18 protein-coding genes are annotated in these 21,880 nt (G+C 42.2%); 5 read left to right on the top strand and 13 right to left on the bottom strand.

Annotated elements, in window-relative coordinates; genetic code table 11:
* Nucleotides 1–2: 2 nt before the first annotated feature.
* The gene (locus VB083_RS09815; RefSeq protein ID WP_213691396.1) at nucleotides 3–1,184 is read right to left on the bottom strand and encodes a hypothetical protein; all 1,182 of its coding nucleotides are present in this window, start codon (nucleotides 1,182–1,184) and stop codon (nucleotides 3–5) included.
* 313 nt (nucleotides 1,185–1,497) lie between these two features.
* Between VB083_RS09815 and VB083_RS09810 the strand changes: the two genes are divergently transcribed.
* From VB083_RS09810 to VB083_RS09800, 3 genes are all read left to right on the top strand, one after another.
* Nucleotides 1,498–1,722, top strand: coding sequence for a DUF3343 domain-containing protein (locus tag VB083_RS09810; protein ID WP_213691397.1), 225 nt, complete (start codon nucleotides 1,498–1,500; stop codon nucleotides 1,720–1,722).
* 76 nt (nucleotides 1,723–1,798) lie between these two features.
* Nucleotides 1,799–3,484, top strand: coding sequence for an FAD-dependent oxidoreductase (locus VB083_RS09805; RefSeq protein ID WP_213695609.1), 1,686 nt, complete (start codon nucleotides 1,799–1,801; stop codon nucleotides 3,482–3,484).
* A gap of 104 nt (nucleotides 3,485–3,588) precedes the next feature.
* Nucleotides 3,589–4,008 carry a hypothetical protein gene (locus tag VB083_RS09800; protein ID WP_213691399.1) on the top strand — a complete coding sequence of 140 codons (420 nt, stop codon included), beginning with the start codon at nucleotides 3,589–3,591 and terminating at the stop codon, nucleotides 4,006–4,008.
* A 53-nt stretch (nucleotides 4,009–4,061) separates the two neighbouring features.
* Here the strand turns inward: VB083_RS09800 and VB083_RS09795 are convergent, their stop codons facing one another.
* The 5 genes from VB083_RS09795 to dnaK form a co-directional block, all read right to left on the bottom strand.
* A complete protein-coding gene (locus tag VB083_RS09795; protein ID WP_323402009.1) occupies nucleotides 4,062–5,408 on the bottom strand; it encodes an FAD-dependent oxidoreductase in 1,347 nt (448 codons plus the stop codon).
* 14 nt (nucleotides 5,409–5,422) lie between these two features.
* On the bottom strand, nucleotides 5,423–6,721 hold the full coding sequence (locus VB083_RS09790; protein WP_323402008.1) for an MFS transporter: 1,299 nt from the start codon (nucleotides 6,719–6,721) through the stop codon (nucleotides 5,423–5,425).
* Between the two features lie 17 nt (nucleotides 6,722–6,738).
* Complete coding sequence (pepV, locus tag VB083_RS09785; RefSeq protein ID WP_323402007.1) at nucleotides 6,739–8,130, bottom strand: dipeptidase PepV; 1,392 nt, start codon at nucleotides 8,128–8,130, stop codon at nucleotides 6,739–6,741.
* 31 nt (nucleotides 8,131–8,161) lie between these two features.
* On the bottom strand, nucleotides 8,162–9,046 hold the full coding sequence (locus VB083_RS09780; RefSeq protein WP_213699799.1) for a DUF2156 domain-containing protein: 885 nt from the start codon (nucleotides 9,044–9,046) through the stop codon (nucleotides 8,162–8,164).
* A gap of 107 nt (nucleotides 9,047–9,153) precedes the next feature.
* Nucleotides 9,154–11,037, bottom strand: a complete 1,884-nt coding sequence (dnaK, locus tag VB083_RS09775; protein WP_213691403.1) for a molecular chaperone DnaK — start codon at nucleotides 11,035–11,037, stop codon at nucleotides 9,154–9,156.
* A gap of 210 nt (nucleotides 11,038–11,247) precedes the next feature.
* Here dnaK and VB083_RS09770 point away from each other — a divergent pair, with 210 nt between their 5' ends.
* Nucleotides 11,248–11,952 (top strand): hypothetical protein, encoded by a 705-nt coding sequence (locus VB083_RS09770; RefSeq protein ID WP_213699798.1) that lies wholly within the window; start codon nucleotides 11,248–11,250, stop codon nucleotides 11,950–11,952.
* Nucleotides 11,953–11,997: 45 nt separating this feature from the next.
* On the opposite strand, the gene VB083_RS09765 is transcribed toward VB083_RS09770, so the two are convergent.
* The 5 genes from VB083_RS09765 to VB083_RS09745 all read right to left on the bottom strand — a co-directional run bounded on the left by VB083_RS09765 (nucleotide 11,998) and on the right by VB083_RS09745 (nucleotide 17,673).
* Nucleotides 11,998–13,041 carry an ornithine cyclodeaminase gene (locus VB083_RS09765; RefSeq protein ID WP_323402006.1) on the bottom strand — a complete coding sequence of 348 codons (1,044 nt, stop codon included), beginning with the start codon at nucleotides 13,039–13,041 and terminating at the stop codon, nucleotides 11,998–12,000.
* Complete coding sequence (locus VB083_RS09760; protein WP_213695164.1) at nucleotides 13,038–14,168, bottom strand: NAD/NADP-dependent octopine/nopaline dehydrogenase family protein; 1,131 nt, start codon at nucleotides 14,166–14,168, stop codon at nucleotides 13,038–13,040. The genes VB083_RS09765 and VB083_RS09760 overlap by 4 nt, the downstream gene beginning before the upstream one ends.
* Nucleotides 14,161–16,122 (bottom strand): TRAP transporter permease, encoded by a 1,962-nt coding sequence (locus VB083_RS09755; protein ID WP_323402005.1) that lies wholly within the window; start codon nucleotides 16,120–16,122, stop codon nucleotides 14,161–14,163. The genes VB083_RS09760 and VB083_RS09755 overlap by 8 nt, the downstream gene beginning before the upstream one ends.
* Complete coding sequence (locus VB083_RS09750) at nucleotides 16,082–16,627, bottom strand: DUF1850 domain-containing protein (protein ID WP_213691407.1); 546 nt, start codon at nucleotides 16,625–16,627, stop codon at nucleotides 16,082–16,084. The genes VB083_RS09755 and VB083_RS09750 overlap by 41 nt, the downstream gene beginning before the upstream one ends.
* A gap of 68 nt (nucleotides 16,628–16,695) precedes the next feature.
* Nucleotides 16,696–17,673 carry a TAXI family TRAP transporter solute-binding subunit gene (locus VB083_RS09745; RefSeq protein ID WP_213695165.1) on the bottom strand — a complete coding sequence of 326 codons (978 nt, stop codon included), beginning with the start codon at nucleotides 17,671–17,673 and terminating at the stop codon, nucleotides 16,696–16,698.
* A 249-nt stretch (nucleotides 17,674–17,922) separates the two neighbouring features.
* Here VB083_RS09745 and VB083_RS09740 point away from each other — a divergent pair, with 249 nt between their 5' ends.
* Nucleotides 17,923–18,822 carry a MurR/RpiR family transcriptional regulator gene (locus tag VB083_RS09740; RefSeq protein WP_213691409.1) on the top strand — a complete coding sequence of 300 codons (900 nt, stop codon included), beginning with the start codon at nucleotides 17,923–17,925 and terminating at the stop codon, nucleotides 18,820–18,822.
* Nucleotides 18,823–18,894: 72 nt separating this feature from the next.
* Here VB083_RS09740 and VB083_RS09735 read toward each other — a convergent pair whose 3' ends face one another.
* Nucleotides 18,895–21,009, bottom strand: coding sequence for a methyl-accepting chemotaxis protein (locus VB083_RS09735; protein WP_213691410.1), 2,115 nt, complete (start codon nucleotides 21,007–21,009; stop codon nucleotides 18,895–18,897).
* 127 nt (nucleotides 21,010–21,136) lie between these two features.
* A complete protein-coding gene (locus VB083_RS09730) occupies nucleotides 21,137–21,826 on the bottom strand; it encodes an HTH domain-containing protein (RefSeq protein ID WP_323402004.1) in 690 nt (229 codons plus the stop codon).
* Nucleotides 21,827–21,880: the final 54 nt, after the last annotated feature.

The following is a 21,880-nucleotide window of genomic DNA, read 5'->3' as shown; positions in this document are numbered from 1 at the left end:
AATTAAAGAAGTTTCACCAAGAATCCCGCAAGGAATACTGAAGCGATGGTCACTGTCGTAAAACCAGAGACAAGCATTTTAGGAAGAATACCTGTCAAAATATATTCTCTCTCCTCTGGTGTTTCTCCTACGGCGTTAGCTACTTCCTGTGAAACAATAAAAGTTCCGGGGAAGCCAAAAAGGCAGCAAACACCAACGGCAAGACACATTTCCCATGTATACCCCAAAAGTTTGGATGCTGCAAACGAAACAATAATAATTCCGACAAGGGCAATAACAAAGGCAATGGCTATAGGCGTAATTAATGAAGCAACCATTTGAGGAGTTGCTTTGCTTAGGCTCATAAAAATGGGAACTAAAAGGGCAAAAAGAGCGAGTCCGGTAGCATTCGCCTTATCGAGAATCTTATGCTCAAGAAAACCGATTTCGTAAAAAATAATGCCGAAAATAAGAGCCATAACAAATTGATTGATCACACCGCCGAGAGCCTTGGCACATATGACAGCAAGCCAGCCTGCAAGCATTGCTTTCATGATGAGAATAAAAGGTGTCTGTAAGTTTTTCGGAGTAGCAGGGAATAACCTCCATGTCGGCTCTTCGGGGTTACTTTTTGCCTTGCCTTCCTTATCACCAGCAAAGGCTTCTCCATTTATGAAACGCTGGCGTAAACGTCGACCTTCTCTGGAAAGACAGACAGAAGCGATGGGAAGTCCTACAAAATTCTGAAGGACAAGAAGCAACGTTATAAAAACGAGAACGGTTTCAAGACCTTTCGCTTTAGCAGCTTCGCTCATAATAAGGGTAGCGACAACACCTCCAGAAATTGGTCCTGCTGCAGTTACTGCAAATTGTTTTCCTATTATAGGCGATCCAATGACAAAAAGAGCAATAGCTGCAGCTACAATAGCAGCAAGAGCAATGATAACAGTTTTCCATTCATCCTTAAGATCACGAAGTTTCATTAATGTTCCCATATGGATCATCAACGTAGGAATAAGGGCCAAGGCAAACTTAACAATAACGGCATCTTCAAAGAGAGTTTTAGGAATGCCAAACCAAAATCCCACCATAAAAATAATGCCTGACACAAAAAGCATTGAACATATGGCCTTTGTTTTTTGAGCGACAAAATCGCCTATAGCGTAGACCAACGCTATGACCAGAAGTGCTGTTACTGAATTCATAGAGACTCCTCCTTAAAAGTATAAGTTATTAAAGAAAAAAAAAGCCAGGGCCCCCGCCTTTGGGGGTCCTGGCCTAGAAGCGCAAACAGTACCTGCGCCAGTGGCTAGAAAGCCCCCTCGCTTCGGTACCAAAATCCAAAAAAGAAAGAAATTGCCTTCCTATTTATAAAATCAAAATGTATCATCAAAATATCGAACCTCTTTTGAAAAGTTTCTCTTTTCTTACCACGATTCTTTCATGCCGTCAAGAATTCCTTTTCATGATATTCTCTATAACATAGTTTTTATACCGAATTGAGGAGGATTTATTCTTATGAAATGTCTTGCAACATTCTACGTAACAAGTATGGCTCTTATGTTTGAAAAACTATGCCGAAAGGAAGGAATGGACGTAAAAATCGTTCCCGTTCCTCGTAAAATTTCAGCAAGTTGCGGCCTGGCATGCAGCTATCCTTGCGATAAAGAGGAAACTGTACGTGCCCTTTGTGATAAGAAAAAAATCGAAGTTGCCGGTTTTCATACTATGGAAGAAGAATAACCCCCTAGACAAAACCTCCATCCTGTATAACAATGAGGAGATAATACACGGTGGGGTATAAAAGGGAGGGAATCGCGTGTCTAAAAAAATAGTTATCGTAGGTGGCGTCGCGTGCGGTGCAAAGACAGCCGCTCGTCTTATGAGAATCGATCCTGATGCAGACGTTACAATGATCGAAAAAGGTGATTTTCTAAGTTATGCAGGATGTGGATTACCGTATTACGTTGGAGACGTCGTAAAAGACTATAAGGAATTAACGTCTACGCCTATCGGCGTTGTACGCGACGCAGGATTTTTCCGAAAGGTTAAGCACGTTGATGTTCTCGTTCGCCATATGGCTACACGCATTGATCGCGAAAATAAAAAAGTAGCTGTTACTGACCTGAATTCCGGGGAAGAAAAAAAGCTCTCTTATGACACTCTAGTGCTGGCCACAGGAGCAAGCCCCATAAGACCCCCCATTCAAGGTGCTGATCTGGAACAAGTTTTTACCCTTTGGAACATGCCAGACGCCCTGGCCATGAAAGCAGCAATTGACAGCGGATCTATTAAAAGTGCTGTCGTCATCGGTGGTGGGCTTATTGGGATGGAAGTTGTAGAAGCACTTCATAACAGAGGAATTCACGTATCTGTTATCGACGTTCTGAAAACCCCCCTACCAGCGATGCTGAATGAAGATTTCGGTCACCTTATGATGAAAGTTCTCGCACAAAAGAACATTGATTTTTATGGTGGAGAACGAGTAACTGAAATTATGGGGGAAGGTGGCGTTGTTACGGGAGTTAAAACCGATCAGCGCATCATTGATGCAGATATGGTTTTAATGGCCATTGGCGTTCGTCCTAACACTCTTATGGCTAAAGAAGCAGGCCTTGATATAGGAGACCGCGGAGGTATTCTTGTTGATGAACATATGAGAACAAGCGATCCCTATATTTATGCTGGAGGGGATTGCGTTGAGGTACGAAATACATTAACAGGAGCAACAACATGGCAACCTATGGGGTCTGCTGCCAATCGTCATGGTCGGGTAATCGCAGACAATATAGCTGGCATGAATTCAACTTTTAATGGCGTTATCGGTACAGCCGTTATGAAACTCTTTGAATATACAGCAGGAAAAACCGGTTTAAATGAAGCTCAAGCCCGAAAATCCGGATATGATCCAGTAGCAGTTACGGTAGTTGATGCTGATATACCCCACTTCATGCCAGGTGCGAGCATGCTTACTTTCAGACTTGTAGCAGATCGAAAAACACGAAAAGTAATCGGAGGCCAATTTTTCGGTCCGGGAAAAATTGATAAACGTCTTGACGTTTTGGCAGCTGCCGTAACTGGAGAACTTACGGTAGACCAATTAGCAGATACAGATCTTGCTTACGCGCCGCCCTATTCCACGGCTCTCGATCCTCTTACCCATGGCGCAAATGTACTTCGCAACAAACTTGACGGACTTCTCAAAAGTTATAGCCCCTCTCAGTTGCAAGAACGAATGAAAGGATCTTCGACGCCACTTCTTCTCGACGTACGAACAGCACCTGAATTAGAAAGTCAGGGACGCATCCCTTATGAATTCGTTCATATTCCGTTGGGGGCTTTGTGGGATAAAGCTCCAGAGTTGCCAAAAGATCGTGAAATTATTGCTTTCTGTAAAATTTCCGTACGCGGATGGGATGCCTACTCCATTCTCAAACGCCTTGGATTTAAAAACATTGCGATTCTGGAAGGTGGCATTATGGGCTGGCCCTATTCCTTAAACTAGAAGTCGGTAGAAATGCTTAATCATCATTGCATATTCTCACGATACCTAAACTCCCCCAGGGTTTTAAAATATGATTACCAACTGAAAAGGAGGAGTTTTTAACTATGAAGAAGACTATTTTTCTTATTACAATTGTGGCTCTCGTAGCGTTAGCTGGAGCAGCTTGGGCTCATGGAGGGAACTGGAGCAACAGAAGTTTTGGATTTGGTCCCAGCGCTGGTTGCAATATGGGATATTACAATTCGGAGGGACCAGGATACGGCCCTGGGTACGGTCCTAGAGCACATTTCAGGAACTCCGACGGATATCGCTATAATAGAAACGTAAATGTTCCACAAGAGATACAGAATAAGTGGAATGAAATGAGAAGAGCTAGATTGGAAATGCAGCTGGAACTTTCACAGCCTCAGATCAATAGAGAAAAAGCCAGATCTCTTCATGAGAAAATTCTAGGCCTTCGACAGGAAGTTTCTCGCTGGATGTTCAACCAGAGACTTGATGCTACAACTCCACAATCGAATTAAATTTGAAAGAGGGCCTTTAAGGGCCCTCTTTTCTTGCCTGATTACAGTGTATTTTACAATAGCTGACGTGCCGCAATTTGAATAGGATCCCACGGTAGAGAAAAAGGCGGCGCATAGCCTAAGTCCAGATCAATTAGCTGACGAACAGTCATTTGAGCACTAATAGCCGTAGCCACAACGTCTATTCTTTTAGCTGCTCCATGAGCGCCAACAATCTGAGCTCCGAGAACACGCCCACCAGGAACTTCTGCAATCATTTTCACATGAATATCTCCCGCACCGGGATAATATCCTGCTTGAACTTTGCTCTTTATTGTCACCGTTTCGTAATGGAAATCGAGATCTTCAAGTTCCTTTTCAGATAAACCCGTTCTGGCCACTTCGAGATCACAGTGCTTACTTACCGCAGTTCCTACAACTCCTGGGAAATGCTCTTTTCCGCCAGCCATATTTATACCGGCAATTCTGCCCGTCTTATTGGCAACAGATCCTAGGGCCACCCAAAAAGGCTTATTTGTAACGAGATGCCACGTCTGCGCACAATCGCCAGCAGCCCAGATATCCTCGATCTCCGTTTCCATCATTTGGTTTACCAAAATAGAATCATTCACGCCTAGGGGTAATCCGGCCTCTTTAGCCAATTTAGAGTGCGGACGAACGCCGAGTCCAAGAATAACAATATCAGCAGGAATATTTCGCTGGTCAGTTATAGCAGCCTTAATACGATTATTATTATATTCAATAGCCTTAAGGGTTTCTCCAAGGTAGAGAGATGTTCCTACGTGCTGAATAGCATCGGCAATATGGTCTGCCATATCTATATCGAAAGTATTCATAACCTGAAAAGAACGGTCTACGAGACTAACATTCATACCTCGTCGGCAGAAAGCCTCCGCCATTTCAAGACCAATGTAGCCGCCTCCTACAATTACAGCTTTTTGAGGATTGTTTTCTTCAATAAAACGCTGAAGTCTGAGACCATCCTGCAAGACACTTAACGAAAAAACGCCCTCTCCGTCAATTCCTTCTATGGGGGGACGAATTGGCTCAGCCCCAGTAGCAAAAAGCAGAGAATCAAAAGACTCTGTAAAAAGTTTACCTGTCTGTATATTTAAGACTTCCAGTGTCCGGGCTTTAATATCGACACTAAGAACTTCATGGAAAACAAAGGCTTCAATATTTTTTTTCGCCATGAATTCTTCTGGCGTACGAACAATGAGTTTTGTGTCATTTTCAACAAGCCCGCCTATAAGATATGGCATACCGCATGCTGAATAGGATGTGTGAGGGGAGCGTTCGTATACAACAATTTGAGATTTAGGCTGTAACTTTCGTATTTGTCCTGCTGCTGTCATTCCCGCCGCATCGCCACCGATAATAACGTACTTCTCCCGTTTCACCAGGGCACCTCCTTTTAATCAATAAGATGAAGCTTTTTGTAGACGGGTTCGGCATATTCCCAAAGAACGGGATATTTTTTCCATAACCATCCTCCCATACCAACACATATAAAGCCGCCACATGCCAAAGTAAGAGGAGCATCTATTTTTGAGGCCAACCAACCGGCGAAAAGACTTCCGAAAGGAGCGATTCCCGTTAATGCTACGATGAAGAGACTCATAACGCGCCCCCTCTTATCATCGTCTACAAGTGTTTGAATCAGCGTGTTTCCGGCAACCATAGAAGAGATCATGGTAAACCCTATGCCTGCCATAAGAAGCAAAGAAAAAGGGAACCACCGCGAGAAGGCAAAAAAAGCAACGCATATGCCGAATCCAGACATGGCGAGAGCCATTATTTTTCCTAAACCTACAGGGGTTTTACGAAGAGCAAGCATAAAGGAACCACCCAATGCTCCCATTCCACTTGCAGCTGTAAGAAATCCCAGTGTCTGAGGACCACCTGACAAAATATCCTTAGCAAAAACCGGAAGCAAAACAAGGTAGGGAAGTCCAAAAAAGCTTACGACAACAAGGGCCATCAGCGCAGCACGAATAGGGAAAAAACCCCGAACATAGGCAATCCCTTCGAAAAAATTTTCAAGGAAAGGCCTTTTCTCCGTAAAGGTACGACCTCCACGTTTCAATTTCATCGCAAAAAGAGCCCAAAGTGTCGCACCGTAACTGAAACCATTCAGCAAGAAACAAATTCCTTCCCCTACTAACGCTATAACAACACCAGCCAGAGAAGGTCCAAGCAGACGGGCCACATTGAATAAAGACGAATTTAATGCAATGGCATTTCCTAAATCTTGCCTGTCTTCCACCATATGAATAATAAAAGCCTGTCGCGCGGGAATTTCAAAGGCATTTACCACTCCCAACAACACACTGAGAACAATAATATGCCAATAGGTAACTACTCCGGAAAGAGTAAGAATTGCGAGAAGAAAGGCGTGTACCATGCTTAAAATCTGACAAATGATAATGACTCGGCGTAAATCCCAGCCTTCAAGATATACGCCTGCAAAGGAAGCCAGAAAAAAAACAGGAAGCTGCCCAACAAAATCAACGGCACCAAGAAGAAAAACAGAGCTGGTCAATCGATAGACTAACCAGCTCATAGCTACTCTCTGCATCCAGAGGCCAGATAAAGATACGACCTCTCCTCCGAAAAAAAGCCTGTAATTCCTGTGGCGAAGAGCCCTGCTTAATTGTTGTAACCTCTCACAATACAGATCAAACCCTTTCCAACAAGACCTTTTTTCGTTCATAACGTCTACTCCTTACGTTAACGAGCTAATTCCACCATGGCGTGAGCCATTATTTTTACGTTTTTCACCAAATCTTCAATAGACCAACATTCGTTTTCTTCATGAATCGTATATGTTTGCCCGGGGAAAATTGGCCCAAATGCAACTACGTTTGGCATAGCTTTGGCATACGTTCCACCGCCAATAGCCAATAATTCTGCTTTCAACCCTGTCTGATCCTCATAGACCTTTTTGAGAGTCTGAATCAATTCCGATTCCGGATCAACATAAAGGGGTGCTGCATGTCGAACATCTGCAACCTCTATACCTGCATTTTCCAGTGTTTCCGCAAGAAAGGGCAACACTTCTTCCCGCTTTTTCGTTACGGGATAGCGTAGGTTCAAAGTAAATGAAATGCCTGAATCGTCGCCATGCATGGTTCCAAGACAGACAGTCAATGGCCCAGAAATGCTGTCTTCCATAGCAACTCCCAGCGAAGTCCCATCAGTTTCAAAACCAATAACCTTTTGAAGAGCCTTCACAAAAGATGCTTGTTCTCCACCTAAGTTTACTTTTGACAAAATATCGATAAGACAAAGTAAAGCGTTTACACCAAGTTCAGGAGTGCTCCCATGAGCTGGAAGTCCTTGAATTGCAATATCAAGGGTTCCGCTAGAGCTATCCTCTACAATTTTAAATCCGCTCTTTTCGGGTCCATTCCATGAATCAACAATAGAGGCAAGACGTTTTCTATCCTCTGCCGACGCCTTAAGAAGAACACGAGCAGTAGCAGCCACTACGTTAGGAGCCACTCCTCCCTCTATAGATACTACGCTGACAGCCCCTTCCCCTTTAAAAGGAGCCTTGCATGTTATTGTCAAAACACCCTTCTCGGCATAGATAATCGGATATTCAGCGTCTGGAGTAAAACCTGCAGCCGGAAGTTCCTCTGTCTGAACATATCGCTCCATACACTGACTTCCCGACTCTTCATTCGTTCCGAAAATAACTCGAATACGTCGTTTTAAAGGAATACCAAGCTCTTTAATAGCTTTCAGTGCGAAAAGAGCTCCAATAGTCGGCCCCTTATCATCGAGAACGCCACGTCCCCATATTTTTTCATCATGAATATCGCCGCCATATGGAGCGTAGGTCCATCCACTTCCTTCTGGAACAACATCAAGGTGTCCTAAAACAGCAACTATCTCCTCGCCGTCACCCCACTCAGCGTACCCTGCCATATTATCTACGTTCTTCGTTCGGAAACCCATACTTCCCGCTAAATTTAACGCATGGTCGAGAGCACGTTTCACTTCCTGTCCAAAAGGAGCATCTTTCTCTGGTGTTCCTGCAACACTTGGAATGCGAACAGATTCTTGTATAGCTGAAATAAGATCGTCTTTCAGCCCGTCGATGGCTTGGTTGAGCATGTATGTCCCTCCTAGATCGTTTATATATATATTATGCACCCCACGTTACTCGATATTTCTTAAGAAAAGTAGCAGGGTTATACGACATTTTAGCCTTTCTGATGCCTTCGCTTCCCATATCCTGCTCACGGTTGACCCACTCAAAAGAATGGGCGCTATGATCAAGAAAAATCTGGTTAATCGCCTGATAGACGCCTTTATAATCAGTCATTCCCTTTTCGAAATGAATAACAATTGTTTCGTTATCAATACTCTCAGCCACTGTATAGGCAACCATTTGATCCTTCACAGAGAGAACACCACCTGAAATAGACGGCATTTCTCCCCAATGCTCTAGTACACGTCGAATAGCGCAACTTTCTGCTTTTAACCCTGGAGAATCATCACAATTACGCCACTCACACCATTCTTTTTGTAATTCTATGATATGCCCTATGTTTGCTAGGGTTATTGGGGAATAAGAATAGTCATAGCTACGAATAAATTGTTGCAAAAGATTTTTTTTCTTATGGAAACGATTACCTGAAAGTTCAATAAGATCGGATACTCGATAAATATACTCCCACTCTTCTCGCTCTTCTTCTAATTGTATATCGTCACCCAGACTTTGCTGTAAAATATTTGCCAAATTTTCAGGAACTCTATCAAATACAACACCGTTGGGAAAGAGTTTCGAAAGAACATTTCGCCAGTCTATACTATGCCATGATCCTACAGGAGCCCACTGAATAGATTCTGAAGAAGTAGTTCGAAGCCAGCAAAGATCAGCTTCAAAAGCCCATTCATACTTTCTGTCATTATGCCAGGCCCAAAGATTAATAAAGCTATAATCAGAGGCCTTCTGAGGAGTGAGATTGTATAAATGGAGATAATCATCTCGTCTCTCTAACGTTATAGGTTCAAAAGCAATGGTCACTCGTCTCCCCCCTTCATATATAGGTATTATACCTTTAAGATGTACAAAAAAAGGCCGGTGATCTTTCACCGGCCCTTCTGAGGCTTACCAAACCTCAACTATATTCCTCAACTGTTACAATCTTGATCGGGATCAGTAAATTCTGCATCGACAACATCTTCCGCTTGTTTGTTCTGATCCTGAGATTCTTGCTTTCCACTTACTGAAGATACAACCTGTAAAACCTGCTGTAATTCTGAAATATTAACTCTCATACTTTCTGCAGTTGCTTCAGAATTTTTAAGCAGTTCCTTTGATTCTTCCAGTACGTTACGTGCTCTTGCTTTCTGCGTTTCTTCTAAAACACTCTCTTTGTCCGCCAACTCTTTTTCCAACCTGTAAGCGAGAGTTTCAAGTTCGTTTCTTGCGTCAGCTTTTTCTCGTTTTTTCCTGTCTTCGACAGAGTGTTCCTGTGCCTCATGTATCATTCGCTCAACTTCACTTTTATCGAGATTGGTAGATCCTGCAATGGTGATCTGTTGAACCTTACCTGTATCTTTATCTTTGGCAGACACCTTGAGAATTCCGTTGGCATCAACATCAAAGGTAACTTCTATCTGAGGAATGCCCCGAGGAGCTTTTCTAATGCCTTCAAGTTTAAAGTTGCCAAGGATTCTATTATCTGCCGCCATTTCTCGCTCTCCCTGAAGAACGACAATATCTACTGCGGGCTGGCTATCTTCCGCCGTCGTAAATGTCTCTGTTTTTCTATAGGGAATCGTCGTATTTTTATCTATAAGTTTTGTCATTACTCCGCCCATGGTTTCAACGCCAAGAGAAAGAGGAATAACATCGAGCAAAAGGACATCCTTCATTTCGCCCTTTAAAATACCACCCTGTATAGCAGCACCTACAGCTACCACTTCATCGGGATTAACTGACATATTCGGATTTTTCCCACCCGTAAACTTCCTTACAAGAGCCTGTACCGCCGGTATTCGCGTAGAACCACCGACAAGAACAACTTCGTCTATATCTGAAGGAGAAAGTTTTGCCGCTGCTAATGCATCTTGCATCGGCTTAATACAACGTTTTACAAGAGGCTCTGTAAGCTGATCGAATTTGGCCCGTGTAAAGTTCATACTGAGATGTTTAGGGCCCGTGGCGTCAGCTGTTATAAAGGGTAAGCTGATTTCCGTAGATGTTCTACCCGAAAGTTCACACTTCGCTTTTTCAGCCGCTTCATAAAGCCGTTGCAAGGCCTGCCTGTCGTTTCTTAAATCTATGCCATTTTCTTTCTTAAATTCGTCAGCGATGTAATCAACTACCACCTTATCGAAATCATCACCGCCAAGATGGGTATCTCCAGAGGTAGAGAGGACTTCAACAACCCCTTCCCCTATATCAAGAATAGAGACATCGAAAGTTCCTCCGCCAAGGTCAAAAACTAGAATCTTTTGCTCTTTTTGCTTATCCAGTCCATAGGCTAGGGCAGCCGCCGTAGGTTCGTTAATGATACGAAGTACGTTTAACCCGGCTATTGTTGCGGCATCCTTCGTTGCCTGGCGCTGGGCATCGTTAAAATATGCAGGAATAGTAATAACAACATCTGTGATATTTTCTCCCAGATAGCTACTTGCGTCATTAACCAACTTTTTAAGAATCTGTGCACTTATCTCTTCAGGAGCATATTCCTTACCAAACACTTCAAAACGTACGGCCCTATTCGGACCTTCCTTAACTTTATATGGAACGATTTTCATCTCTGAAGTTACTTCATCAAAAGTTCGTCCAATAAAACGTTTTACAGAAAAAAGAGTGCCATCAGGATTTAAGGTTGCCTGTCTCTTGGCCATTGCTCCTACTAACCGCTCATCGTCTCTCGTATAAGCAACCACCGATGGCGTTGTTCGACTTCCCTCAGCATTTGCAATGACAACAGGAGATCCTCCCTCTACTACAGAAATGACAGAATTGGTCGTTCCAAGATCAATACCGACTGCTTTCTTCATCTAATCATCCCTCCCGGTATTACTGACCTTTGTTGACCAATAAATATTACACTTCTTCCCCCTTTATTGTCAATATTGGTCAAAGCAAATTTTAAAAATAAAACATAAACAAAATATTTTTGTGCTTAATTCTTTCATGTATAATTATCTCATGATTCTGAGAAAAGAGGTGAACGTATGGAGCATGCGCTTAACGAGAGATTCTTTCTAGTGAAAAAAGAAAAGGGAATTCGCAAGAATGTATTATGTACTATGCGATTGCTTGCAGAAAAAGACGTACCTTCGGCCCTTGACCTCCATAGAAAAATTACTCTGGAAATTGGCGACGAAAATATTTTTTGTGCAGAGCATACTATTGAAGAAAGTATTCTTGGCAAAGGTTTTGTTATTGGTATTTTCGATAGTGATTATCTTGTTGCGATGCGAGCCATCTCTTACGGGGGAAAATATATGGAGGAAGCTCAAAAAGATTTACAACTTCATTCCTCTGAACGAGATCATATTGCCGTAATGGATTTTTGTATAACGGAAAAAGCTTTTCGCGGGAATTACGTTCAACATTTTACATTCCTGAAAGCTGAAGAAATCCTCTATCCTGAACGATATCACCTTCATAGTACTATATCTCCTTTGAATATTTTCAGCCTCAGGAATGTACTCCGTTCCGGGTTTTTGATTGTTGATTTAAAAGAAAAATACGGAGGCTATCTTCGTTTTATTCTGCATAAGGACATTCGTACATTACCTCATATATACACTCACGAGCATATTGAAGTTCCTCTCGAAGATTACGATAGCCACCTCGCACTGCTTTCCATGGGATATTATGGATATGCCATTAAGGGAGGGTATACCGGGTTTTCAATTGTCTACGGAACAAAAGTAGCCATTCGCCAGACAGGGGAAAGAGCGTAAACCCTTTCCCCCAAATTGCATGTAAATACAGATCAGAATAAGCCATCAAACCCAATAGGGTTCTTCCCACAATGTAAGTTTTTGACCTTTCCCGAGCGTTAATGCACGATCATAAATCTCTTTTGCAACAATAATATCTTCTATGCCCATTCCTATTGCGTTATAGAAAATAATCTCGTTATCATTTTCCCTGGCCGCTTTTTTACCATTGATTATTTCCCCTATATTCCCATGGAATCGCTCTTTAGAAAGTTCCCCGGCCAAAACCATTTTGGCAATAGTCTGTATTCCCCTATGAATAACTCCATCCCAATCATCAGTAACAATCTTTTGGGCCTTTCTCACCACATCAAATTCGTATTCATAGTTACCTACATTTGAAATAAAAACCCCATCTTCTACCCACTCAGCTTTGACAATAGGAGAAACTGCCGTTGTGGCACTAACAATAACATCTGCTCCCTTTAAAGCTTCAGGAGCAGATACGCAGGCTTCTATGTGAGCATCTGGAACTTCTTCTCTCGCTTTCTCGATAAAAGCTTTTACACGGTCCATCGATATATCATAGACATGAATTTCATTAATTCCGGGAAGAGCTGTCTTAACAGCCATCATTTGAGTATGATTCTGCGTTCCTGCACCGATCAGACAGAGGACTTTTGAATCTTTTCTGGCAAGATATTTTGCAGCAACACCAGTAGCAGCCCCGGTACGCATGGCACTAATCACTGTACCGTCCATTACAGCAAGAGGGAAACCTGTTTCTGCATTATTGAGAATGGTAAGGGCTGAGGCTCTTGGCATATTATAGTGACGCGGATTCATAGGCTTACTGGCTATCCATTTTATGCCTGCAACATCTACATCTCCTCCGACATAGCCCGGCATGGCATTAATACGCCCCGTCTGTGCTTCGGAATCGGCATCTCCCCAACGCAGGGCAACTTTATCTGGCAAAATCGTCTCTCCCTTATCACGGAGGGAAAAAAGTTTTTCTATCTTATTCATCACCATTGCCATGTTAGTTACTCCACAATCTATTACATCCTGTTGCGTCAAATATAAAAATTCTACGCGTCGTTGAGTCATGCTATTTCCCTCCCTTTCTCCACATCTTTAGGAAATGGAGTGCCATCAGTAACAAATTTTTTTAAATCTTCAACAGATACGCCTTCAAGTTTAAGACGTGCAAGAGTTCTGCCTCTCTCTCGGTAATCCGTTTTATGAACTAAATTTGCAAGATCAATCATAAGATTCATTGTGGGAGTGGGAACTCCAACAATACATCCAAACTCTGCTAATGGAACAAGGCTCATTGGAACATCTTCTGAAATATATCGTGCGAAAGGATTTTTTGGCGCTTCTATGCCACGATATCCTTCCTGTTTCTGAACCGCTTCATATATCGACGTTCCATCCATATGAGGAATTTCATAGACATCTTCAAGCCATTCAATACATGTCATTGTCTCAATACCGAGTGCCGAAGCAACAGCAACACGTTCTGCATCTATCCGTTCCAAAACATTGCTGACACAAGGAGTAATTCCATCCATGTAATACTCAAAGAGATCTTTTCCCTCTATTCTTGCAATATTGAGCAGTGCCGGTGTAGGGTGGAAAATTGCTCCAATATTTAAGAAGCTTGTCTCCAGCACATTTTCAGCGGCAATAAATTGCGGATAATATGGCAGCATTTCCGCCAAAATTTCTTTTGTTTTATACGCAGGTAAAGCAGCAAGTTCCATTTCTTTTTTCACTTTATAGATAGTAACTTCTGCCGCTCCTGTCTTTCGACACGCGTAAATTAGAGATTGAGTCTCGGCAACAATAAAGTCAGCCTCGGGATTTACATCTTTTGCAGTCAAATAAAACTCTAGAGCACCAGCTGTTCGTCCAGGGTTCAGAATAACTTTTTGACCCTTTGTCAAATATGGTGCCATCTTCGTAGCAAGTTCTCTATGTGCAAAAGCGGGAGTCACAACCAAAATGACATCGCATCCATCCATAACTTCCGGAATACTTGTTGTGATTACATCAAACTTTGCAAAACCCGTAAGAGAAACGCCTTTCAACGTCACCCCACCTGCAGCCTGTATATCTTCAATCGCTGCTGGAAATTTATCAAAAACATGTACGCTACATCCACGCAGGGACAAATATGCCCCCATACTTAAACCACCATTGCCAGCTCCAAGTACTGCGACTTTATTCAAGAGAATTCACCTCGTCCCTAGCTTCATATCGCTTTTTTCTAGCAATAATTTGAGATAAAAGAATTACAGAAAGAATCACCAGACCAATGACGTCGCCAAGCCAACCTGGATCAATAAGACATATTGCCGCTACTCCAGCAACAGCTCTTAACAAGAGGGGAAGTCGTCCCATTAAATACCCCTCCAATGAAGCGGAAAGGGCTACGACCCCTAAAGTGGCGGTAATAATAGCTGTTGTGGCCGAACCAAGAGAGGTGTTCAGCAATAAAATTCGAGGAGAAAGTGCAAAAACAAAGGGCAAAATAAAAGCGGAGGAAGAAAGCTTAAGCCCTTGAAGTGCTGTCTTTACAGAATCGGCCTTGGCTATAGCTGCGGCAAGATATGAGCTTAGAGCAACAGGAGGCGTCACTGACGCCATACATCCGAAATAGAAAATGAAAAGGTGAGCGGCTACAACGGGAACGTTGAGTTTTACAAGGGCCGGAGCAACCATAGAACCTAAAATAATGTAAAGAGCTGTGGTAGGCATGCCCATTCCCATGATAATGGAAGCAATCATGGTAAGTAACAAGGCCAAGTGAAGCTGACCTCCTGATAGAGCGATAATAAAATCAGCAAATTTAAGGCCCAAACCTGTCAATGTAACGGTTCCGACAATAAGACCTGCAACTGCGCATGCTGCAATAACACTTAAAGCCCCTCGTGCCCCTAAGTCCAAAGCCCTTAAAAAAGATTTAAGAGACATTCGTGTTGCCTTTCTGAAAGAGCTTGTAATGATTACAATGAGCACCGCTGTAACAGAAGCCTTAATCGGAGAATATCCCGCAAGCAACATATACACTATGCTGAAGGGAGCTAAAAGCAAGAATGCTCCATCTTTAAACACCTTTGAAAAGACCGGCAGTTCACTCTTTTTCATTCCAAAGAGACCGAGCTTCGCAGCCTCCATATCGACCATGATAAAAACGGCAACGTAATACAAAATAGCCGGTATTGCAGCATGAACAATGAGTTTCCCATAAGGGACACCTGTCATTTCTGCCATGATAAAAGCAGCGGCTCCCATTATAGGAGGCATAATTTGTCCTCCAGTGGAAGCAGAAGCCTCTACACCACCAGCAAATTCCGGTTTATACCCTACGCTTTTCATCAATGGAATGGTAAATGTTCCGGTGCCTGCTACATTTGCAAAAGAACTGCCCGAAATCGTTCCCATTAACCCACTTGCAAGAACCGCAGCTTTTGCAGGACCTCCTCTGAAACGCCCTGTCAGAGAAAAAGCCAAGTCGATAAAGGCCTGTGCACCACCAGTTTCTGTGAGGAATGCCCCGAGAAGAATAAATAGAAACACAAAAGTCGCAGTTACATAAATAGCTACGCCGTATATACCTTCACTTGTCAGGAACATATGTTCAACAATACGTTCGACTCCGTACTGTCTGTGCCCAAGGGTTCCAGGTATCAAGTGACCGAAAAAAGCGTAGAGAAGAAAACATATCGCGACAATAACAAGGGGCCATCCCATAGTTCGACGAGTTGCCTCCAATACAAGAAAAATCATAACTGCCCCTATTACAATATCTCTTGCGATAGGATCTCCCATTCGGAAAACAATATTCATATAGTCCAATGTGAGGTAAGCCCCCACAGCCAAACTAAAAACTATTGCAACTATATCCCAGATAGGGAGTCTGTTTTTTTGTTTACTTGTTGCAGGAAAAATGAAAAACGTCAATGCCAAGGCAAATGCTAAGTGTATAGCCCGGTGTTGAAATTGAGGAAGCATATGTATCCCTGACGAGTACATGTGATATAACGACATACATATTGCCAAGATAGAACATATTTTTGCGGCTATCCCCGTCAAATTCCTCTTTTTTTCAAACTTTTCATTGAGTTCTTTAAGTTTTTCCTCAGGAGTAAGATTCTCCTGTTCTTTTTTCTTGAAAAACATCGGACTCACCTCGCGTCAAGTACTCGAAATACGACATTTTCTCGGCTGATATATCCATGCGTTCCATATCATTAAAGTAATTTTTTAAATTGATATCTCTGTGCCCTCCATCCAAGAGCAGGCGTGGGGCTGCTACGTAACTAACTCTGAAAGGAAGCAGGCTCAACGGGATATTAAGGCCACGGATAACCATAAATCCATTTTCAAAGCGTACTTCCTGCTTACATGTAGAAGGAACACCCCACCCTAAATCCTGCAATCGTGTTTCAACTACATGAAGCATGCCATCATCGTTAACTTTGTAATATTCATATACAGGCGTCAGGTGAACAGAGTGCCTGATATACGTAGCGAAGGAGTACCCCACAGATACTTTTTGCCGATACAACACGCGACCTGTCTTGTAATTTTTTATATTGAGAACAAGAACGGGATAAAAGAAAAGAAAATAACAAATTAAAATTACACTCGAAAAAATGAGACTTCCCCAAAGTCTTTTTCTCATTTTTTTCATCCCCAATGATGAAGAGGGGCACAAGGGCATACCCCTCTTCAGAAGTCGTTATCGAAACCTTATTCGATAACCCAACCGCTTACATCTACACCTTTTTCTTTGTAGTATCTTGCGGCACCTGCATGAAGAGGAATAGACATAGCGCTCAGAGCCGTCTCAAATCTGATCATTTTTCCCTGAGCATGAGAATCGGCAAGAACGTCAAGATGTTCGAAAAGAGCCTTTGTTATTTGATAGACGGATTCTTCGCTCAAATCTTTACGAGCAATAAGCAAAGCCGGGCTTGCTACCGCAGAAACATCTTCGTTAACACCACGATAGGTTCCACCAGGAATGGTAACCATTGTCAAATAAGAGCGATCTTTCAAAAAATCTTTCATGATATTGGAATCAAGAGAAAGAAGGTTAACGTCAAGGGTGGTAGAAGCATCGACAACTGCAGATGTAGGAATACCCGACCCTATAATGGCACAGTCAATAAGACGATCTTTCAAAGCTGTAACAGCTTCACCAAAATTCAGGAATTGAGGGGAAATTTTATCATAGCCTAGGCCGTGAGCTTCAAGAACCATCTTGGCAGTTCTTTCGGTTCCGCTTCCAGGAGCACCTACGGCCACCTTTTTACCAGCCAAATCCTTAATGCTCTTTAAATTGGAATCTTTTAAAACGACAAATTGGAAAATTTCAGGATAGAGACATGTAATGCCACGAATATTTTCCACAGGTTCTTTTTCAAAGGGAGGCTGTCCGCTAAAGGCACCGTAACTCGTGTTAGAAGCACCCATCATCATTTCGACGTTGCCCTCACGAATCATTTTCAGATTCGCAACAGAAGCGCCCGTTGATTCTGCCGTAACTTCAATATTCGGTACATATTTGGTTATGATAGAAGCAATAGCTGAACCTATAGGGTAATACGTTCCGGCCGTTCCCCCGGTAGCAAGCGAATAACGCTCTACGGCCATGGCTGAAAATGACATTCCCAAAACCAAAACCATCGTGAGAAAAACAACAAAACCTTTTCCGTACTTACGCATCCTTTTTCCCCCTTAAAATAATGATATATTTATTAAATACAAAGTTGATCTTTGCCACAAAAGGGATTTGAGATATAAATAACAAACAGATTTATCAATCTTTTGATATATAAAAGTATCAACATGATATAAAATGATATTTCTAGATTCATATTACGGACACTATAATTTTATTGGCACCGAAAGTCAACATAATCGGCAGGTTATTTGTTCAAGTATACATTATCCATCAATGAAGGGAGGCATATTATGCATAATCGGAAAAACAAAAATTTAATCGATAGAAATGAGAATGGGAAAGATATTTTTGAGCATATACGGGCCATTCGTCAAAACTTGCCCTCTCAGCAGAAAAATGTCTGCGATTATATTCTTGCCCACTATCAACAAACAGCATTCATGAAAGCTGAGGAAGTAGCAGCAGCTACACAAACGAGTACAGCTACTGTTATTCGAACAGCAGGAAGCCTTGGATTCAAAAGTTACACAGCACTCAAAGAAGAACTGCAGCACGTGCTTGTTTCATCTACAACACCCCCTCCTCTTGATCGTTTGAGAGAGAATATTACAGGAGATTCAAGTTTGAACGTTCTGGAACAAGTAATAAAAGATAATATACAAAGCTTGCAATCTCTTTATAGCCAACATTTAGCAGAAAGCTTTCCTCAAGCGATTCGTACGATAAAAAAAGCTTCGAGAATCTATATTCTCGGACTCCGTTCAACTCGAGGATTAGCTGTTTATCTTCATGCACTGCTACACCAACTCTTTAAAAATATCTATCTTGGGGATGCATCAGGATCGGATAATCTCTTTGATGAACTTTATGATATGGATGAAAACGATGTGCTTATCGCTCTGATGGCGGGAAGTCCGCACTATACGAAGAGGACTATTAATGCTGTGAAGTATGCTCATGAGCATTCAATTCCTGTTGTACTCATTACTAACAACCTTTCAAATGTTGCGGCTCCTCTTGCTTCAGTGGTGCTTCTTGCTCCACAAAATACGAACCATTATTCAACAGTAACACTTTTAACAATTATTGATGCCCTAGTTTTTCAACTTGGACGTGTTAAAGCCGAAGACGCAAGGCCCAAACTTGAAGAGCTCGGTGAGCTCTTGTTAAAAAATGATATTTCAGTTTAAAAAAGCTACGATGGGATTTATCATAAACATGTCCCATCGTAGCTTCAGAGAAAAAGTTTCAGTCAAGACTGTCTATAAGGTAGCTAAAGACTTTTCTTCCTCTTCTAATTTAAAACGAGCAACGGCATCTTCCATTGCACGGCTGAGAGTAACCATCTCTTCTGCCGACTGAGCAATAGACTCTGTTACTTTGGCCTGATCCTCAGTTGCCTGAGTAATCTGCTTCATTTGATCAGATATTTCCTGTCCCGTACGTGCAACGCTATCCATTCCAGCTGTCATCTCCTCTGCACTTGCGGATTGTTCTTCCATCGTAGCTGCAATGCTCTGGACATGATCCGAAACCTGGGCAACCTGAACAACAACATGATCAATAATATCTTTAGTCTCTTTTGCCTCTTGCACCAATTGAACCATGTATTTTTCTGCACCTTCCTGGTCAGTCAGCGCTTTTCGACTTCTTTCGCTAATTTCAATAATAACGTGATTTACTTCTTCCGCAGATTTCGCCGATTCCTCGGCAAGTTTACGAACTTCCTCTGCTACAACAGCAAAACCTCTGCCCGCATCGCCAGCTCTTGCAGCCTCAATGGCAGCATTTAATGCGAGTAAATTCGTCTGATCTGCAATAGCGGTAATAGTACTGACAAAACTTGATATTTTCTCGACAGTATCGGCAAGAAGACGAATAGCCTGACCGACATTACCCCCAGCAGTCGATGTTTCGTCGATCAGAGTGCTCATTTTTCGTACCGCATCTCCGCCTCGTTCAGCTGCATTAGCAATATTTACTGCGCTTTCTCCAGCTTCAGATGCAGCTTTTGCTCCTGTCTGGGCAGCGGCAGCAACTTCTTGAATGCCTGCATTAGCCTGCTGTGTGGCAGCAGCAGAATCTTGTGTTTTCATTTCTGACTGTTTAACCAATTCAGAAACCTGCTCTACAGCAGCAGCAGACTCCTCTGAGGCAGCGCTCATATCTTCAGCCTTGTTCAAAACTGTTTTCGAGCTTCTCACAATTGCAGAAACTATGCCAGATATGCCTACGACCATAGCGTTGAGCGCGTCTACTATTGCCCTTATTTCTACTATTTTCGAGTCTGTCTCTAGTCGAACAGAAAGATCGCTATTCTCTGTAATATATAGAGCCTTTTTGGCCACATCCTGCAGAGGCTTTGTCATTTTTCTGATAACCCATGACGTTATGATAATCGCCACGAATAAAACAACAACCGCAATAAGAAGGGTAGCCTTCTTTAAAGCAGCTACTGGAGCAAGGGCTTCTGATGCCGAAGCCTGAGTACCTAAAACCATTCCATTGGGAAGGGTTGCGTAAGAAACAGCAATAATATCTCCACGCAACTTTGATTTGAAACGCCCCTGGGGCTCTCGTTTTATTTGATCCCAATATTGGGCGTAGTAACCATTCTCTATCTCATCCAGCCCTTTGCCCATAAAGGCCTCGACAGGATGGTAAAGGAAATTTCCTTCTTCATTCAAAAGCCACACATATCCCGTATCATAAATTTTTTCTTCCCGTAGCTTGTCAGGAATAAATTGCGCGTCAAAATCCATCCCCACTACGGCAAAGACTTTGCCATCTTTCAATACTGGCATAGAAAGAGTCATAACATACATGCCATTTGCCTCTTGTGGGTCTCCCCATACTGGTTTTTTACTATCCAAAGCTCCCCAAAACCACTCTGTCTCAGGGTTATTGCGATTAAGCAAATTTGTAATACTTTCACTATCCTCAATAGATTTAAAAGAAGATTTTGCATCTTTACGAGATAGTGTTAAATCACATATCATTTGCGTCTTTAAAACTTCGGGGTTTAAGGTAATAAAGACTTGTCTCACATGAGGAAAATCCTCTGCTAAAAGTTGAAGAATTAAAGAAATATCCGATGTAAATGCAGACCATTGCGATGGAATTGAAGCCATATCGCTTTTATCGAAGTACGCAGCAACATTATTCTGGATATCTCGAACAGCTTGTGTAAATTCCATAAAAACACCATTGAGATTTTCTGCATTTTCCTTTGCTACTGCTGATTCATAATAAATCGACATGTTCGTTAAACCGCGACTACTGATTCTTACAGAACCAACTGCGATTATCCCCACACTTATTATTAAAAAGCCTACGACAAGAGCAACGATGCGTGTTCCCAACCTGTTGAATCCCACTTCTTTCCCCTCCAAAAATACAATATACATTGTCCACCATAAAGACGAACTTAAAGGCATATTTAATCAAAGAAAGTGTGGGAAAACAATTTTAGTTCTTTTTGTTTTATTTTAGTTCTTTTTGTCATCAATGCAGTAAAGAATATAAACGGAGGGGGCGCCCTTTCGGCGTGTATTGATTGAAACTCATTACTTCACCAATTTGGCATAAATACGATAAATATTTCCAAACAGTTGACCGGGCTAATTTCGTTTTTTTAGCGATATCTGACGCAGATAAGGGAACGTTGGTTTGCCGTAAAACGTCTCGTATACGAGAGAGAGTCTCATTATGAAGTCCTTTGGGTAGACCTTGAGATGTAAAGTGAGATGACATTCGAATTCGTTTTAAAAGATAAATATTTTTTTGATTCCATTTTGGGGAAGTATTGACAAGAAAAGAATGGTAACAACGATATCTGTATAAACTTTCTCGGTACCGTTCATATGTAAAAGGTTTGGCAATATAATCGAAAGCTCCCATACGAAATGCACTAACAATGGAGTCTCCCCCAAGTTCATGGGAAACAACTATAACATCAACCTTAGGCCTGAGATCCTGAAAAAGAACAGCTAACTGCTCAAAGCTCTCTTCAGAACTAAAAGGATCTATAATAGCGAGGTTCACAGAATATCGGTTTAATATCTGCTCAAAACGAGAGATCGTATCCCCATGACCAACTATTTCTATTGTAAGGGGCCATAGTTTGCTTCCTGATAACGTGATAAAGTGAATGGCGGGAATCCCAGTCCGTACGATTGGCTCCCGCCAATTCAAAGATAAATGGGCTCACCCTGTCCAATAGTAGTGGCGGAATGGAAGTTGCGGCTT

Source organism: Aminobacterium sp. (assembly GCF_034926885.1).
GTDB lineage: Bacteria > Synergistota > Synergistia > Synergistales > Aminobacteriaceae > Aminobacterium.
This window is presented reverse-complemented; position numbering and strand designations above follow the sequence as displayed.